This is a genomic window from Pseudomonas sp. R151218B TE3479 (assembly GCF_053629195.1).
On sequence record NZ_JBRJHV010000001.1, the window covers coordinates 3,048,122 to 3,066,194 of the forward strand.

Sequence of the window (18,073 nt, forward strand, 5' to 3'; positions counted from 1 at the left end):
CCGGCTACCGGGCTTTCTTGAACGGTTTGAAAAGCTTGTCGGGAACGATGTAGAGGTCTCCATTTGCGCGCGAGCAAGCCACGTACAGTTTGTTTCGAGTCTGTGGATTGGCTTCGTGTAAGTTGCCATTCTGGTATCGTTTCCAGGTGTCAGAGCCCAATACGACACACACGTGCCCGAAGTGATCCATGCCTTTGCTCGCTCCCCAGTTGAGCGAGTGGCAATCGTATTTATCGTGTTCTTTCAAGAAGAGCTTCACGACGTTTGGATCGGCGTAAAGGGTTGCGGCTTGTTCAGGTTTTTCGATCGTAATGATCTCACTGACCCGCTCCTGCTGCGCGCCGATGGTGATCTGCAGCTTCGCATTGATGAAATCGCAGACGGTTGTTGAGCACCGCCAGCTGTGCCCCAGAGTGGTTTTGTCCACCTTGATTCCAGCCTCACGGAATCGTTTCTCGTACTTGGTGATGTCGTCATGCAGCGATTTGTTAACCGAACCGTCCCGACTGGTATCGTAAGTATGCTGATAGAAGTCTCCAACAAAGGTCATACTGGCCTTTGCTTTCGAGATATCCAGCAGTAGGTTGAAGTCGTGGCCGGCGAAATCCTGCACCTCGTCGACGTAGACACAGTCATAGAAACGCTCGACCCGCGCGCGTATCGCCGGTATGCATTTTCTCATCTCCAGCAATTTAGCCAGGCGGTTGTAGTAGAGCCTTCGACTGCTATCCCTAAAACGCGCCATATCGCTGAGCGGCGTCCGAGGGTTGGTTGGCAGTCGAAAGTTCATGCCCCGAGTATTGAGCTCTAATTGCAGCAGTGGCCGGTAACAAAAACCATGCAAAAAGGAGAAGTACGTCATGACGGTGATGTTGGGCGGAATCGTCCCGAATTTTTGGATGATGCGGTGTCGAAGGTGGCGATAGTTGTTCTCGGTATAGGTGACGATCAGGGCGCGCTGGTCAAGGCTCAGGCGATCAATCACCAGGCTGGTTTTGCCGGATCCGGCGACCGCGAAAATCACGCTCTTATCCACTTGATCGCCTCCTGGATGTAGGCCGGTGCGACAAGTTCTTCTGGTTTCTTCGTAAGTAGCTCGAACGCCACATCCGCCTTGTTTTTAAGCATGTAATCCTGAACCGTCAGGGTCTTGCGCGCTCCCCCGAATAGATCGTCACAGATTTTTTGGTTGTCGAGATAAAGGCCGATCTCGAACGTAGAGCGCTCATTGTTCCCGTCAGCGAAAATCCGGGCACCGTCGTACAGGCAAGCCTTGTAGTTCTCGACGCAATTTTGCTGATGGTCATGGTCGTTGTCCCGGATTGCTGCGACTCTGATCCCAAGGAGATTGCCGAGCTCTAGATAGCGTTTGAAGCTGGTACCACCGATCGAGATGATGTGGACGTTGTCTGACTGCGGAGTGGTTCCAGCGTGCTTGTTGTAGAAGTGTTCCAGAAGGATGAATTCGGCATCCCCCTCGACCAAAATGACCCGATTCGACAACGAAAACTCAAGCACATTGTTGTCCGGGGCCTTCATGAAGAATTCGGCAGTGGACTCCGTCAGATCCTTGAGTCGGCCTGCCTTTTGTTCGGTTCCCAGGAGCAGGGCTCGACGAAGATCGAGTCGTGAGCACATGTGGCTACTGTGGGTGGCGATGAAGAGTTGAGTTCCCTGGGTGCGGGTCAGACGCTCTACCAGGCGCTTCATGTTCGTGTGGCTCAGATGGTTCTCGGGCTCTTCGAGCAACAACGCGTGTAGACCACCTCTGGCATCATGTTTCTGCAGCGCAAAATTGGTCTTGATGAAACACTGCTCGCCCTTGCCACGGTTTTCGATTGGGATCCCTTCCTTGGTGATCACCAGGTCAGATTCCAAATTCGAACGCACGCTGGTTCGCAATGCGAACTGGTACTCGCCCAGCTTGGCATTCAGCTCCTTGAGACTGTCTCTTTGGAAGCCTTCCTTGCCCTGACGGTATTGGTTTTCGAGCCGATGGCGGTCTGGCACCTGGGTGTGGAAGCCGAACACCGTACGTGTGTACTCCCGCGCGGCGTACTCGGTGTCGATTCGAGAGCTGTCGATGAGTAGGTGCTTCACAGGCCTTCGATAACTGACGTGGGGTGCCCCGGAAAAAGTGGAGAACTGCACCGCGTAGTATTCGTATGGAAAGCTCTCTTTGTTATCCCGAAGCAGTTCAAGAATGGTTCCGCCGAAATCCTCCACCAAGGGAACGATGGCCATGCGCAGGCCATCACTGTCTGCCCCCGTCGAGTTCTGGCGTCCGTACAAACCCTGGTCATCACCCGCTTCAAGAAAAACGTCCACTATCACCTCAGGCAGCAAATCGAGGCGGGCAGGGCCTGCCAGGAATTTCCTCACTGCTGATTGGTTCAGTAGCGCTTCGTAGCCAATGGTTTCGACCCGGCTGCGACTCGCACTTAATGCGAGGTCAAGGGCCAGTAGGACGCTACTCTTGCCCGTCTCATTGTCCCCGATCAATACGTTGGTGCCGGCATCAAACTGAAGAGTCAGATCGCCAAAGCTTTTGAAATTGTGCAGCACGAGTTTGGTGATGGCCGGCATGAGCGTTTCCTGTTTGACCTTAGGCAGGGGAGCAAGCGTTCATCAGTCGATTTTGGAGACTTGGGCCTTCAGAACCAAAGTCAACGTGAGTCTGCGTTTAGTGAGGGTCTTGAAGCGCCCCTCCCTAGGGGCTTTCTCGGGTGCGGTTGTGGAGTGTCTCCACATGCCCAGAACTACAACCTCATCGTCCTTTTCAATGCCTTTGAGCCATGCTGGATCCCTGGCCCAAATGCTCACTTCCAGGCCAATGCCATTTTCTGCGTCATCCGGATCGGCTCGGAACTTGTTCATCTGCAGGTTGATAACGTTTTTGGTTTTATCACCCCTGATTTCAGTCCTGACGCTGCTCACAGCACCCTGAATCGCGACGGGGTGTTGAATGGCGTTGTGCGACACAGCGTAATACGCCTCCCCGTGGCGTTCCGGCTCGAAATAGAACTGATTCCAGGCGACCTTCACGTTGCCCTCAAACACCAGCTCCAGATGCTGTTCGATGTCATGGTCTTTGTCACAGAGCGCGCGGAGCTTCAGGGCTCGCTTGGCGGAATTGATGTACGCAGGAAGAAGATTTGGGTTGTGGGTGTAAGTCCGACCCGCTGTCGCCCGAGTGCCCCCATCATCCTCGAAATTACGACCACCTTTTTCCAGGGCTTTCTTGATCATGACCAGGCGCATCCGATAACGATTGTGCTGGATGCTCTCGATCAGGTCTTCGGAGGTGCTGGCGATCTCGTTAATTTCCTCGTCCACACCGAATCGACAGTTCGCGGCATGGGCACCTTTGGGATAGAGGCGAAAATAGCCCTGGACGAAAACAGATTTGTCATACATTTCCCGGGTGTACGGTGGGTTGTGAGCGACTGGCGTTCCGCATTTGCATTGAAGAGGTTCTGCACCTGTGCCCTTGGTGTATGTGTCTGCTTCCCATCTATCGCCATTCTGGTCAAAGGCATGATCCATTTTGATGCCCATAATCACTCCTCATGTCAAAGCCGGATCTGATCCCAACGCATATCGAGCCAGCAGCCATGGTCGTTCTGCCGGCGACTGCGTGGTATCCGATACGGTTGCGCTCCTGATCTTGCGAATAGTTCTAGCGTCCGGGCGTCCAGTTGTCTGGCTATGGGCCATCAGTGTACTGATCGAGGGCTAGCCTGCAAGCATGGGGTCTCTTCATTCGGAGCTGCTGTCCGTCCCCGCAATGCTTGGTTTGATGACATCAAGACGAGGCTGAGTTCGGGCATGTGTTCGGCTGATTGCTTGTGTGGTAACACCTGCCTCGCCTCGCACTGCGACCCCCACCCAGTCGTTGACATCCATCCGCCTAATCACCTCGTGAATTGATCTCAATGTGTATGGGCTTCAAGCGTTGTGGTGGCGCCTGATGACGTTCGGCCTCTGATAAACTCCCTGTTTTTTTGCGGTGTGGTTAGCGGATGACAATGGAGTGGCAACCTTCTTTTCTATCGCGTTTATTCAGAAGAGCTGCTTCTTGGCGTCTGACGATCGAGAATGACGAGCTGAGCGTCAAGCTGGACGACCAAATGTATTCGATACCTCTCGAAGCGTTCTCCTCGCTGCGCTTTCATCACCGCCTGCTGTGGACGAATGTCACTGTCTGGATTGGTCATGAAGTTCATCTCGTTGGTTTGCCTCACGCAGCGCGCAGCACCCTTGATCATCAGCTTCGGGCTGTAACGAGCCGGCAGCATTTTCGGGCTTGCTACGCCAAAATCATGGCTTGGCTGAAAAAGGTCGAACAGGTCGCGGTTACAGCGGATGCAGAACACCGCTGGCTGACGCACGACATGCAGCAGGAGCTTCTCTCCAAGCGGGATGCCCTAGAGGTCGACGATGCAAAGCTCAAGGCGTTGTTTGATTCTCCAGTGATCCAGGCAGCGATGGGGGATAACAAGCCGCGAATACAGGAACGGTTGCGCTTATGGTCTCAGGACTGGATAGAGCATTGGAAAGCTCGTAATCACTTACACATGATCCGGGAGCTTGATGCTTGCTCAGATCTTCTGGATAACGTTGAGTCCAGAGAGCTCAATGATGAGCAAGCAAAAGCCGTTGTTTGCTTCGACAACCGGGTTCAGCTTATTGCCTCCGCCGGCTCCGGCAAGACGTCTACGATGGTTGCCAAGGCTATCTACGCGGTTCATCGCGGTTTTGTAGCCCCATCCGAGATCATCATGCTGGCCTTCAACAAGGATGCTGCGCAGGAGCTGCAGGAAAGAGGCGCTCTGTCTCTCGCACGGCTCGGCATGGCCGGTGTCACGATCAATGCGCTCACATTTCACTCACTGGGCCTCAAAATCATTGGCGGCGCTACGGGCAAAAAACCAAGCGTCCCTAAGTGGGCTACCAAGGCGGATCTTGGGCTGGAGAAGCTTGGGGTGATTGTCGATACGCTTAAAGACAGGTCAGATGAGTTCCGCACCAAGTGGGATCTTTTCCGGTTGGTCTTTGGGCGGGATCACTCCGCTACGCCGCTGAGAGATGTAGCGGAGGCCTTCGACGGTGAAGGGGAGGCTCGGCTAATTACACTCAATGGTGAGCATGTCGCGAGTCAAGAAGAGCGCTTGATTGCCAACTGGCTTTTCTACAATGGTGTTGAGTACGCCTATGAACGGCCCTACGAACACGACACTGCAACCGCCGATCACCGTCAGTATGTGCCTGACTTCTATTACCCGCAGTTAAACCTTTACCACGAGCATTTTGCTTTCGATGCAGAGGGGCAGGCACCCGAGCATTTCGTGAATTATGCAGAAGGCGCTGAATGGAAGCGGAAGACCCATGCCAGCTATGGCACCCAACTGATCGAGTCGACTTCACACCAATTGCGCACGGGTGAAATCTTCAATCATCTATCCCGCGAGCTAACGTCGCGAGGCGTGGAGCTAGATCCAGACCCCGACCGTCCGATCCCGGACTCCGGCCTGGTACCGCTGGATCATATTGACTTGGTGAAGGTGCTCAGATCATTCATCTCGCACTACAAGAGCAATAGCCTGACGGCGGCAATGCTGTACGAACGGTACGACGCTCTTCCGATCGGCGTCTTCAAGTTCCGGTACAAAATGTTCCTGGAGCTCGCGATCCCGGTGATCGAAGGCTGGGACGCTGCCCTAAAAGAAGACCGTGGGATCGATTTTGAGGACATGATTAACCTGGCCGCTGATTGCCTGGAACGTGGCTACCCGTCGCCTTATCGCTTGGTCATGGCTGACGAGTACCAAGATGCCTCGCGCGCGCGAGCTCGGCTGTGCCGGGCGTTGGTTCAAGAACCCCACAGTCACCTATTCGCAGTGGGTGATGACTGGCAATCGATCAACCGGTTCGCCGGCGCCGATGTAAGTGTTATGACTGGCTTCGTGGAATGGTATGGCCATGGAGAGGTGTTCCGGCTTGAGAAAACTTACAGGTGCCCACAGGCCATCTGTGATGCCTCCAGCCAGTTCGTGGCTAAAAACCCGGCTCAGTTGCAGAAGACTGTGATCTCTGTGACGGAGCCCATCGGCCCCGCATTCCAGGCGTTTCAACTGTCTAGTAGGGATCAGGTTCGGGATGGCTTGCGACAGTACCTGGACGACCTATATCAGCAGTTGTCGACCGGCGTCACCCCAGGAGCCAGCGATAGATTGATATCGGTCTTCGTCCTTGGGCGCTACAAATCTGACGCCCAGTTCATCCCCCAAGGATGGGAGCAGCGCTACGGCGACAAGCTTGAGATCAGATTCAAAACCATCCACACCTCAAAGGGCGACCAAGCCGACTACGTATTGCTGCCAGGGATGATGATTGGAGGGTTCCCAAGCTTGAAAGGGGATGATCCAGTCTTCGGCCTGGTGATGCCAGAAGGTGACACCTATCTGCATGGAGAAGAGCGCCGGCTTTTCTATGTTGCGTTGACTCGGGCGCGTAGGTCGGTTGCCATGTTCACCGTAACTGCCAGAAATTCGCCGTTCTTGACCGAGCTGGCGAAGGACGGTGTGGTCATGGTTACGGACATGAAGGGTGAACCGATCCAAGAGGAACGTTGCCCCGTCTGTCAGCATGGGGTTGTGCTTCAGCGCACGGGTAAGTTCGGTGATTTCAAATCCTGCTCGGGCTTTCCTCGTTGCAAATACAAGCCTGGGAAGCCGAGACGGCAGGGAGCCCGACAGCCAAAGTTGACCCGTCGTCGGTATTGATTCCGGCGGCTGGATCTTGGCTTGATCACCATGGTACATACATAAGCGTCTCTCTGGACGCTCTGTACAAGGCAGCACTTTTGGCTGGGCGGCAGCTCTCTGCATGCTCGTCCTGTTTAACCTCGTCATGGTTGATGTGATGGAAGAAGAGCTTGTTGGCACCGCTTCGTTCTCTGAAGCGCGCGCGTCATCGTCCCTCAGGCCACAGGTTGTACGGTGGGACGAAAGATGTCACGGATGAAATACAGGCGTTCGTTCACTTGATGCAGCCGAGCTAAAAAGGTATCCATGAACTCATCGGTAACCTCGAAGTGCTTCGCCGGTTTGCCGAAGGTTAGCGTCTGGCCCTGACCTCTGGGCTCAGTCGCATCCTGGCGTCGATGCAGAATTTGGTTACCAGCCGTGCTGGTGATCGGGTAGGAGTGGATGATGTCCGATCGCTCATCGTTGAGTGTCCTGAACAGCTCATAGGCTTGTTGTCCGGCGGCGAAGGCTTCCGGTTCCAAATGCTCGATCTTTGCCACCGTTTGCTTAAACGCGTCTGCAAGGCGACCGCCCGTTTTGGCTTCGAGCTCGGTACGAGACTTCTCGGGATCCATATGGCAGATCACCTCCGCCATAAAACTGCTGACCGAAGCGAATCCGTAGACAGCGGCCCCCAGACGAAATACATAGCGGTCACTCTCGGGCAGGGCGATTCGAGTCAGCCGCCTGACATCTGCGAAATCCTTTTCGATGCTGGTCATTTCTCATTCCCTTGCTGGGTCGTGGGTAAAGCTGCACGCTTGCCGAGGCCGAACACGGCGCGTTGCGCGCAAGCTATTCGGATCATCGCCTAAATTTGTTGCATCGAGTAGAGTCTGGCGCATGTTCCGCCTGCGCCCTTTCCGATGCGAGGCCTGAGGCGGCTAAGGCAGATCACGACGCTGGCAGCTGGAAATCCCGGGCAGCCTTGTCATCGATGGAATGTGAGGGCGTGAATGCAAATCAGCCGAAAGCTCAACCTCTACGAGATTGAGGATCTTTATCAGTCGCTAGGCACTGATCCCAACCTCAGGCTTCCCCGCAGCATGAGCCACGGCGGTGGGCTGGGTGTTGATGCAGCACTGGCTCAGTTCATCGTGACCTGGGCTCGTGCCTACGATAAGACCGTCCTTCACCTGTACTCGCCTGCTGATGAAGCGATCGCCCAAATCACGCAGTTGGCTCACAGCGCCGCCGGATTCTTTGCCTTGATCATGTGCAGTGAAGTGCACGCCCAGGATCATCAACTGATTGATCGGCGAGAAGCCCTCATGGCGATCAGACCCCTGGTCGATGCAATGTTTGCAGGTGATCTGCGCAACACTTCGAACCTGAGAGGCGCCCGCCCAACTGCCATCAACCTATTCTGCGTGAACAATGCAAAGCGTGAATTCATCAAGCCGTTCTACTTCGATCACTCCGTCCCAAAAGTCCAGCCCAGGACGTGGTTCTCAACGCTCGTAGAGACGTCGTCGAAGCTGATGACCACTCGCAGTGACCAAGGTGCATTGCTCAGATCAGGCCTCCCTGCACTGGGCAGCGTACTCTGGGAGCTGATCTCGAACGCTGACCAGCATGCTGTCACCGACGTTGACGGGAACAAGTATAAGAAGGCGCTGCGCGGCACCTCGATCAAGCTCAACAGGATGAGTCGTCAGGATGCGCTGGATTACTCCGACGTTGAGCCAGAACTTGCTCGATTCATTCTGAAGCGTTTTGTCAAAGCTGAGGTACTGGAATTCCTGGAGATCTCGGTCATCGATAGCGGGCCTGGCCTGGCCCGGCGATGGCTAACGGTCAAGGAGGAACGACCAGTCGAATCGTTGGAGGGGCTGAGCTTAGAGGCTGAACTTGAGGCCACGCTCGACTGCTTCAAGAAGCACGTCACTTCCAAGACACAGTCTCCGAATTCGGGAATGGGCCTGCACAACGCTGTTCAGGCACTCAACAAACTTAAAGCTTTTGTACGTGTCCGGACGGGGCGGCTTTCATTGCACCAGGCCTTTCATGGAAGAGATGAGGTTATGGAATTCGAACCGTCGACTCGATTTGGTGGCCGAGTATTGGCTGCTGTCGAAGGCACTGTCTTCACGATCTGCATTCCGGTGAATTGACATGTTCGATCTCGTGGATTTTGAAGTCGAATTGAGTCACGCCGGGAAGCCGGTTCACGCGGTGGTGTTTTTCACCGGCCCTGATCTCCTGACCGAGACGCAAGCAGCGCACGCGCTCCAGCACCAGCTCGCCGGCTATGTCATGCCCGACCTCCTGATGTTTCTTATGCCGGCCTACACCTTGGCCGAATTTCGCACTCAGCAAGCAGACACAACATCCCCGCTCATGGCGGAGCTAGGCCGCAAAGGCCCGGGGTCGCCGCGCACCTATGCGTGTGCGTTCTACGACGTAAAGGGTGTCATAACAGAGTATGTCCACATCTCAGGGCCTGAGGAGGGCTTGGCAACGCTCATCAAGGACAAATCCAGGGCCATTGCCAAAGCCGGTCTGACGAACCTTGTCGAGCGCTCCAGTGTTCTAAAGAAAGCGCCTGCGGGTTTCTTCTATTCAAAGCCTTCCTCTCGGGCCTCAAATTATTTCATCCGCGCTGAAGACCTCCTGTCCGAGACGTTGCACGCTTATTACCTGGCATTCGCATGCCTGCCCTTGATCGAAAAGGCCACGGACGAGGGCGCGTCTTGCCCTGATACCCTCTACCTGGACACGATTGCCTTGCTGCCCCTGGCGATGTGCATGCAAATGTACCTCATGAAATTCGGGCTGCCAGGCTTCGCCAACGTCCGTTCATTCCACTCGCACGAGGGACTGATCAAAGACGGGCCTTTGCCCAAGGCGGTTTCCGCCTTGTGCCTCATCTCTGCCTCAACCCAGTGCGGCCTCGCGCAACAGTGGGTAAAAGTGAACAGCGCTCCTCCAGAGCGTGTGGCGACCATCCTCTCCTTCGAGCGGTCATCGGATTCCTGTTCTGTCCTGTACACACTCAAGCAGCCAGACGACTTCGAAATACTGGGGGAGGGTGAAGCGGGCGGTATCCGTCTGATTCGGATCCATGGTGAGCGATTCGTTGCAGAGCACAGCGAAACTAAGGCGCTGAACATCGGAACCGATCATGCGCCGGCCTTGCTGCAAAAACTGTTTCACTCCTTCATGGGGGCGAACCTTTTCAGCTGCTACGCCCATGATCGGCCAGGGCTCAGGCCTCGGACGGTGTGCATCGATAAAGACAATCTGGTCGCTGCCGAGGACTTCGTGGAATGGTTCGAGCGGGTGTTATTGGAGGAAGCGGTCGCATCGACCCGGTGGATCATTCACGATGACGACAGGGCCAGCGAGGCTTTGGCCGACCGGGCAATCGCGTACCTTGCGTCCTGTGGCGTGACGGTCGAGAGCAAGGTGTCATTTGATAAATTTGATGCCAGTGTGGATTTTGACGGGTCTGTCATTATCATTGCAGCTGCTGCTGAGCGTGGGTCGCGCCTACAGAGCGTAAGCCGTCGCCTGCGCACCGCGCAGCAGTCCGGCACCCGGTTGTACATCACTGGGGCACTTTTCGGGCGCAGCTTTGCGCTGATGAAGGATCTGCAGAGCAACCTGACCCAGCCCGCCAAGGATCACAGTAGGTACGTTTTCAAGACCTTCATGGAAATCCCTGCGGCGGAGCTGGCCTGCACGAACCACTGGGCCGAAGAGCAGCGCCTGCTCGACTCTTTGCACTCAGTCGTCGACACATTCTCAGCGCCAATAACGCAGCGCATGGAGGTGTTTGATAACGCAGGCACAGGTGGGCTCGGGCAGCACCCTTTCTGGCCCAGTAGCAACACCAGTGAACCGATGACCCTGAGCCGAGGTTTCGCATTTGTCGACGGTACGCAAGATGTGAGGATCGCGACGTCGACTGACATCTACCTCACCATCCTGTGGATTCTGCAGAATGCCCGGCATAGCGATAAAGTGCAGAACGCCAAGCGACTGGAGTCCGGGGAGCTTCAGCAAGTGCTCCTCTCGCCCGACGTGTTCTCCCGGTTCGACGATGGTGTTATCCAGGCTGCGTTCTTGCGTGCCGCGCTACCTGCCGAGCTCGATTACCGGGCTCAGGAAACCCACAGCTTGTCGATGAGCGATATCATCAAGCGTGTCGCCGCAGGGTATGGCCAAGAGCGGGGAGAAGCCGCCTTGGAGTTCGTGATCGCGCTGGCGATCGGAAAGATCCGCCTGCATAAAGACATTGATAGCCGACTGCGCGCTAGCTTGATCGAAACGCTCTCGCCGCACCTTCCAGAAATCCCTTATTTGCTCGATCCAAATTATGAACCGCCGTTGTGATCAACTTGAGGTAAGTGTGATCGCGTCCGCTAAAAATGGGCGGACACCATTGCCCTTAACAATGGATTTCATAAGGTGTGTTGAGCATCCGCTTAAGAAGCACATGCGCTCACACGCAGGTGGATCCGCGATTGCACCAGATGAAAAGTCCACCTGAAAGCCGGTCGGGATTGGTCATGGCATTGTGCCCCAGGTTAGCGGTCGGTCATGCAGCCTCCAGTGCGCGATCCATAGCGCTCGACAAAGCCTCCTCACGCTCAATGTAGTCTTCTTTGGTGAGCTTCCCTTTCTTGAAGTCCTCCAAAAGCCGTTTCCTACGCTTTTCGAAGCTCTCGTATGCCCTTGCCATATCGACATTTCGAATGATCTGCTCGTATTTGGATTTTTTTCTGAAGGCTGCGTCAACGTAATCCAGCAAGCTTTCCAATGTCGCGTGTCCGGTTTTGGCCATGGCGCGTTCTGCCAACATCTTGTTGGTCATTAGCGTTTGCCTAAACGAATTGGGGCTGAGCGCCTCGGTCTCGGCAATTAGCTGGGCGACGATGTGCGTACAATAGGCGTGTCTGAATAGGTGCGCGCATGCCTGCTCCTCAATACCCGCTGCACGGCGAATATTCGAGAACTCCGTCGTGATGGTGTCGATCCCAAGAGGCCGACCACCTCGCTCAGTGACAAACAGGAAGTCGTGATCCGGGATTCCTTTGAAGCGTTTCATGATCGAGCGCCGGTCAATACGGATGTAGTCCATCAGCTCGTCGATCAATAGCGGGCTGAGCTCAAGCTCCCGTGTGACACCTGTTCCTCCCTTCTTCAGGGTCTGGACATGAACCACCGGCATCTTGGCCTTGCTGGCTGCAATCACCTGAGACACTGTAATCGGCTGGACTTCGGCCCGACGGGCGCCCATCTCTTCAAACAATGAGATCATCACATGCCGGCGGCGGCAGAGAAATTCTGATGTGGACATCTCGTCAATAGTGTTCCTGAGCTTTTCGACCGTGGCTTCACCGATAGGGCTACGACTCTTTCTCGCACCCGGCGTCCTGAATGACCTATGGTGAACGCTTGAGTGTTTATAACTTTTACCATTCCGATAACTTGTCGAGTCCACCATTTCAACCGAAATGGTTCCTCCGACGCCCACAAAATTGTGAATACCGTGCATTTCTCCTACGTGGGCAAGAAAGCTCAAACATCTACGTCCAATATCTGTGATGGTTCGCTCATTCCGCTTGCGCTTGGCGGGATTGTTTTTCCAAGTTTCCTTGCGAAGGCCGTATATGAAATGGCAAAAATCGTCGTCAGATAGCGCGATGAAATTCAAGCGATTGTAGTAGCAGAATCTGATTAAATGACTCAACTGGCCAGCGTACTGTCCAAACGTGCCTCCTTTGGTTCCTGACCTCGAAGGGCCATGCCCCCCACGGCCAGACTGCATGCGTAACTGGATCATATAGGCATTGGCTTGTAGGCAAGGCGAACCGTCGGGCCAGGACATGAACGAAATCATGTTGCCGTTCACGGTCTGTAGCGTGTCATTCGACATATAGTCATAAAGCCTCAGCTCAGGGATGGGCGTGAACAGCTGAGACGATTCCGGGTAGTTAACGATTCGTTTTGCCATTGGGCACCACCTGCAAATGCTTCTGCATGGATAGAATTGTCACATCGTCGAATGGGGCAGGATTAATGCTCAAAATCTTTATTATTCGATCGATGGCTTTCTGAGTTTTAGACTGGCGCAGGCCCACGTTGGTCATACTTAAGAGACTAATCAGGTCTCTGCGATTAACCTCCAACGCCTGTACCAACACCATATTGACAGCGTGAAGAGAAGCGACAGACGCTTCGAGATCAGCAATTTGATCCTCCAAGCCCTTGAGTGATCGCTTCTTTGGTTCTGCCTGTTTATCATTGACCCCGAGGATAGCCTGTTGAGCATGCACCCTCAGCTTGTCCAAGAGTGCGAAATCCCGATCAGGCCCATTGTCGGAAAGCCTCTTTTTGAGGGTATTCAAACTGATAGGCTGAATACGCAACGGCTTACCCTGAATCTCCGACTCCATGTCCAGGGTGCACAGGTTGCCCTGGCTTTTGAGCGCTTCAAGAATTTGCTCGTTGCCAACGTAGCTGGCGGGCGTGCGGGCTATTTCGTAAAGAAGGGCAAAAATACCTTCGATGGATCGGTCGATTAGCTCGCGTTTGCTCAATGTAGTCATTTCTTTCTCTCCGACACATCTACTAGGTACAGCGGTGCCGTAATCTGCTTATCTCACCAGTCTTGTCCCTGGCTGGCTGGTCATGTCAACAGTGGGGCGGATTACTGATTGTCTCGATAACTGTTCCGCCCAACTGTTGACCCTCCACTTAGCTGACGATGAAAAGAACCTTCATGGCCTGGCCGCTCTCGTCGTTGAAGAAGTGAGGCTCGATTCGGGCTTTTCCCTCTTCGAGCATGGCCTGTAGATAGTCCTCAATCCTCTTTTCATCCACGAGCTTGAACGACGTTGTGCCAAACTCGGCAGCCAGCAGTTCCTGCAGCGTTTGGTAGTTTTCAAGGCGGTCGTTTTTCGCCAAATCCGTGAAATAACGTGCGCCCGCTGCCCGTATGTCGCCGGGCTCCAAGCATTCGGTCAAATAGTGCCAGACATGCTCGATGTCTCGGTGGCCTAGCATCCAACGCAGCGTATCCAGCTCGCCGAAGCTGTTCGTGTAGAAAAACATGATCGCGAAAAAGCGTCGCAGTTGATGCTGGCGCACGTAGTAGCGTTGCCCCTCGGCGTTGAGGTCGCTTTCGAAGTAATCGCAAGCAAAATCAAGGTGGCGGTTGTAAAGGTAAATCGTGCAGTCCTGCAGACCCGAGAATCCCATCGAGGAAGGGGTAGCGAACAGATCAGTCATGTCATCGATAACGCCAAAGCGCTTGAGAAGCCTTTGGAAGCGACGCAGCTCTTCGATCATCTCCACCGCAATGGCTTCGATGGGCCGTGACTCCCGTTGCCGGATGCCCAGGGCACGACGTGACGATTTAGCAAGGTTGAACATGAGCCAGGATTTGCTCGCGTCAAGGCACTTCGAGGCATCCAGTGTCAGCAGTTCGTCGACACGCCGAGCCATGATTGTCCCTATAGTCAGCTGAACACTGCCTAGGTATACGTATACCAGCTCTAGCAATCCTCGATTCGCCCGCAAGCTATGGAAGTACTTATCTCGGCTGGATTTGCGTATCAGACTTGGCTTGGAAACACGATTGCTCGAAAGGCCCAGACGCCTCACGCCTAGGTCAACGAGCTCCGGGCCGATGATCTGCTGTAGCTCCGCATCAGTTAAATGCGACATGGGCTTGTTCTCTCGCTGACAGTGAGCCGCCACGCGAATGAAGCCGTTCAGGATCTTCCTGCCGTGCTCCACGTGAAATTCCATGCTCTTGCGGAAAAGCTTCAGCAAGTTTGCTGAGGGAACACTTCTGAAGCGTGCGGGAGTACTCAGCTGTGGCACGTAATCGGCGATTTGATCGATATCGGTCGGAGAGGGCAGGCCCAACGTACTGAGGACGGCACTGCCAACTAAGGTGTAGCGGTAGTTGTTATAAGTGGTGGTGCTAAGCGTTACAGCCTCCCCGGTCGTCACACGAACGCCCGGAAATTCACGCTTATACGCTTGTTCGTGGGGATAAAACGCCAATACCTCCAGGGCAGATTTCGGAGTCTGGCGGCCTCGAAGCGTACCCGTATAGATACGATCCGAAATCGCTTTTGAGCTGGCCCTGTATCCTTGATTGGAGTTGCCGTAATACATGCCCTCGTGCATGAGCGCCGCACGCAGGCGTGGAATGTCAGACGCAGCAACATCGATTCGCATGTCTTCCGCACTGTCGTCGCTCACCACCAGCATGCTCGGATATTTCGCATACATTGCATGCTCCACCGACTTGGTGAGCTTGCTGAGTTCAGCCACGCAAAACGCCGATGCGCGCTCGCGCCATGCGTAGATGGACTCCTCAGACCACGGAGACTTGGACAGGTTGTTCAGGATGCCCTTGAGGCTATCGCGATCAAGGTCGCCCAAGCCGAAATCCACTAAACCTAGATCCTTCGCGTTGATCAACAGGTAGTCGATCAGCTTCAGGGTGTACGAGATCTTCACCGTCATACTCTGCGGGGCCAACGAGGAGAACTCCTGGTTGACACCGTTGGCGCCGATAATCAACAGATGCTTGAGTGACCGTAACAGCACATCATTCTCAGGATCGGTCAGTACACTGTCGTTCCACAGCACGACTGACCAATCGAGCTCCATCGCCTTTTCAGAAGCGGCCTGAATCTTCCATACAGGCTCATCGAAATCGCTGTGCAGCCAGGGCGCGGTGGTATGAGGGGCAACAGTCCCTTCCGGATCGTCTTCATGATCCATATCGTCCAGAAATTCGTACCCCGTCCTTTGCAGCATGATTGCTGCACTGGGATGCTGGTTGGGCGGCTGATGGTCTGTGGAGATTTGCCGGTCTTTAGAGATTTGAGCTTGGTTAGAGGTCTTACGACCAATGCGCAGGGACATAGATCAAAGCCTCCATCTTTCTTGGGTCAACGAGCTTCATTGCTGCTTCCAGGTATTTCTTGAGTTCACCTCTGCGGCCACCGAGAATTTCAGTTTTGATCTTGTCTGCTAGGGACGCCCAGTACTCGGCCTTACCACACACGCGGGCGCGATCAAGGGACGCCGAAACGGCGGCCTCCAGGGAGAGCAGCGATGCGAGAAACGGAACCCCAACCGAGAGTATGGCCTCGCTCTTCTCTACCTGTTCAACCTGTGCTTTACGCTCGGGATCTGCGGCCTGGGAGGGGATTTCTTTGATTCGATGGTTTTCCAGGAAGGTGTCGAGCTCGTCCATGGTCGCGAACTGAGTAACACGGAATAAGTAAGGGCTATCCTTCATCGCCTCGCATACGAGCGCTTTCTGGAAGACCCTGATCCAGCGCGCCTTGATAAACGCGAGCAGGGCATCAGGAAGATAGTGGCTCAGCAAGTCCGGATAGTAGCGCTCATGCCCCAGAGCTTTGGACATTTTATCGGTGCTCTTTGTCTGAAGGAACACCTCCACAGCTCGCGACGCCCTGATACTTGTGAGGCGAATCCTCTTGATGAATTCGACCAACTCCCCCTCTGGTAGGTCGCTGTGAGGACTAAATTCCTTGATCAACCGCTCACGGAGCCCGCTAACACCTTCGAGCTCGGTTTCATTCCAGCCTGGAATGCCCGCAATCTTAAAGGGTTTGAAGGCTCTTCCAGTTGTCAGGAACAGGTACCTCCACGCGTCGTCATTATCTGCGCGGAGGCCGCGACGAGGCAGGGCGGTGAAGTTAATGATATCCGTCACGATGGTATACGAGTAGTCATTCAGCTCAATGATTTGCTCTCGAACTTCAGGTTGCTTCCGATCTTTATAGCCAATCAGTAAGCGGTTTTCCTTATCGAAACCAGTTAGTTTGCCTTGATCATTATAAAGCTCAAAGCTCTTCAGGAATTCGGTTGTGATTTCCGGGTGCTCAAGCACAAGCAAGCACTGTAATGGGAGGAGGCTGTGAGCGGTGGGGAAACCGAAAGTATGGGCGAGCTTTATTGCGCCGAACTTTTCCCCGGTTTGGTAGTTGTAAATTTTGCAAAGGTATTCTTGGCGCACCGTGGAGGCAGTGTCTTCCAGTGTGGTGCAGATATCGGCTAGGCTATAATTTTTATAGGCGTTATCAGCGTGTGGCCGCAAAATAGGCTGGCCTTCCCGAGCAAGCGAGATTCGACGTGTATACCGGGCTTTCAGATCTTCATATTGCGCAGCTGCCCACCCACGGACTGTGGCTACGTCTCGTTTGATATGGAAAAACAAAATCTCTACAGCTTCCGCATCAGTAACATGCAGCGGAATGTCGGTAAGAAGTTTTTCCTGAACGATCATTCCATTGTCGTGTTGCTTGGTTTTAGTCTCTGACGGATGTTTTTTTAGCGGTGGCGGACGTTTGATTGGTGCTGTCAAATTACACCAAATATTAGTCTTGCAGAGACATGCTTCAACCGAATTTAGGAATTTTCCCCAGTTTTTGATTTGAGTCTTGCCGTCTTTATTTGCCTTTTTTGCTGCGGTAAAATAAGCGCGAGTGAACGCAGCCATAAAACTTCTTACGCCTGATTCATTCTGGAGTTTATGCAGTGGCCAGCTAGAATGATGTTTGCTCAAGTAGTCAAACATATGATTCCATTCTACGCTGAATGAGTTGGTGCGATCGAGATAATGATTCTGGAGCTCGGCATCAACCGATTTAATGAATTCGTGGCCGTATGGAATCACTAGCTGAGCCAGGCGCGGGTATACATTGTCCCTACCGTCTAGTTTACCTTTAAGGTACCAGCCCTCCCAGTACCAACGTTTATCACCACTGGCTGATGCGATCGCATGACAGATTGCAGGATCTGGATGGTATTGAGCGAAGTCCCACTCGACAGGATGAAAGTCAGGGTACTTCTTTCTCGCAGCATTCAGTGCGTAGTAGATCTTCCGGCAGGGCTTGCGCCCAGCTTTTATTGACAGTTCGATCAGCTCCTTCCCCGCAACAGCTTTCGTGAAGCCCTGCATGATTGTCTCGATCGCTGGGCTTCGTAGTGTCTCCATCGTAATCCGCTGGTCAGTCAGGTCGCAGTAGCCTTCCAGCAAGGTCAGATCGAGGGAGATCGTGTAGCTCTTCTTGGGGTTCTTCACCGTGCTGCGTACCATTTCCTGGCCTTCGAGGATTACCTCGACTACTGCGGCATCGATGGCGTTGAAAGGGTGATGGCGGATGCCGAGTAGGTTTTTGATAATTGTCATTTTTTTTATCGTACAAAACAGAGTGAAAGGCCCGGTACAGAGCGGTTAGGACGATAATGACATGCGACGC

The 18,073-nt window shown here is 54.0% G+C and carries 11 protein-coding genes; 3 read left to right on the forward strand and 8 right to left on the reverse strand.

The genetic code is table 11. The features are described 5' to 3' along the window. Positions 1-4: 4 nt before the first annotated feature. From AB7M32_RS13585 to AB7M32_RS13595, 3 genes are read right to left on the reverse strand one after another with little or no spacing between them, the layout of a single operon-like run. Positions 5-1,036, reverse strand: coding sequence for a DNA helicase UvrD (locus AB7M32_RS13585; RefSeq protein ID WP_454250188.1), 1,032 nt, complete (start codon positions 1,034-1,036; stop codon positions 5-7). After that, positions 1,021-2,586, reverse strand: a complete 1,566-nt coding sequence (locus AB7M32_RS13590) for an ATP-dependent nuclease (RefSeq protein WP_454250189.1) — start codon at positions 2,584-2,586, stop codon at positions 1,021-1,023. The genes AB7M32_RS13585 and AB7M32_RS13590 overlap by 16 nt, the downstream gene beginning before the upstream one ends. Before the next feature lie 42 nt (positions 2,587-2,628). Next, positions 2,629-3,558: a hypothetical protein gene (locus tag AB7M32_RS13595; protein ID WP_454250190.1), complete on the reverse strand. Its 930-nt coding sequence runs from the start codon at positions 3,556-3,558 to the stop codon at positions 2,629-2,631. A 470-nt stretch (positions 3,559-4,028) separates the two neighbouring features. Between AB7M32_RS13595 and AB7M32_RS13600 the strand changes: the two genes are divergently transcribed. Continuing rightward, a complete protein-coding gene (locus tag AB7M32_RS13600) occupies positions 4,029-6,785 on the forward strand; it encodes a UvrD-helicase domain-containing protein (RefSeq protein ID WP_454250191.1) in 2,757 nt (918 codons plus the stop codon). A gap of 197 nt (positions 6,786-6,982) precedes the next feature. Here the strand turns inward: AB7M32_RS13600 and AB7M32_RS13605 are convergent, their stop codons facing one another. Next, positions 6,983-7,531: a hypothetical protein gene (locus tag AB7M32_RS13605; protein WP_454250192.1), complete on the reverse strand. Its 549-nt coding sequence runs from the start codon at positions 7,529-7,531 to the stop codon at positions 6,983-6,985. A gap of 234 nt (positions 7,532-7,765) precedes the next feature. Between AB7M32_RS13605 and AB7M32_RS13610 the strand changes: the two genes are divergently transcribed. Next, positions 7,766-8,923, forward strand: a complete 1,158-nt coding sequence (locus tag AB7M32_RS13610; protein ID WP_317146860.1) for an ATP-binding protein — start codon at positions 7,766-7,768, stop codon at positions 8,921-8,923. A gap of 1 nt (position 8,924) precedes the next feature. Further along, positions 8,925-11,147, forward strand: coding sequence for a hypothetical protein (locus AB7M32_RS13615; protein WP_454250193.1), 2,223 nt, complete (start codon positions 8,925-8,927; stop codon positions 11,145-11,147). A 205-nt stretch (positions 11,148-11,352) separates the two neighbouring features. Here AB7M32_RS13615 and AB7M32_RS13620 read toward each other — a convergent pair whose 3' ends face one another. The 4 genes from AB7M32_RS13620 to AB7M32_RS13635 form a co-directional block, all read right to left on the reverse strand. After that, on the reverse strand, positions 11,353-12,771 hold the full coding sequence (locus AB7M32_RS13620; RefSeq protein ID WP_454250194.1) for a tyrosine-type recombinase/integrase: 1,419 nt from the start codon (positions 12,769-12,771) through the stop codon (positions 11,353-11,355). Further along, the gene (locus AB7M32_RS13625) at positions 12,752-13,366 is read right to left on the reverse strand and encodes a hypothetical protein (protein WP_454250195.1); all 615 of its coding nucleotides are present in this window, start codon (positions 13,364-13,366) and stop codon (positions 12,752-12,754) included. Before AB7M32_RS13625 ends, AB7M32_RS13620 begins: the two co-directional genes overlap by 20 nt. Positions 13,367-13,514: 148 nt before the next feature. Further along, the gene (locus AB7M32_RS13630; RefSeq protein WP_454250196.1) at positions 13,515-15,704 is read right to left on the reverse strand and encodes an integrase; all 2,190 of its coding nucleotides are present in this window, start codon (positions 15,702-15,704) and stop codon (positions 13,515-13,517) included. After that, positions 15,682-18,003, reverse strand: coding sequence for a hypothetical protein (locus AB7M32_RS13635; RefSeq protein WP_454250197.1), 2,322 nt, complete (start codon positions 18,001-18,003; stop codon positions 15,682-15,684). Before AB7M32_RS13635 ends, AB7M32_RS13630 begins: the two co-directional genes overlap by 23 nt. Between the last annotated feature and the right edge of the window lie 70 nt (positions 18,004-18,073).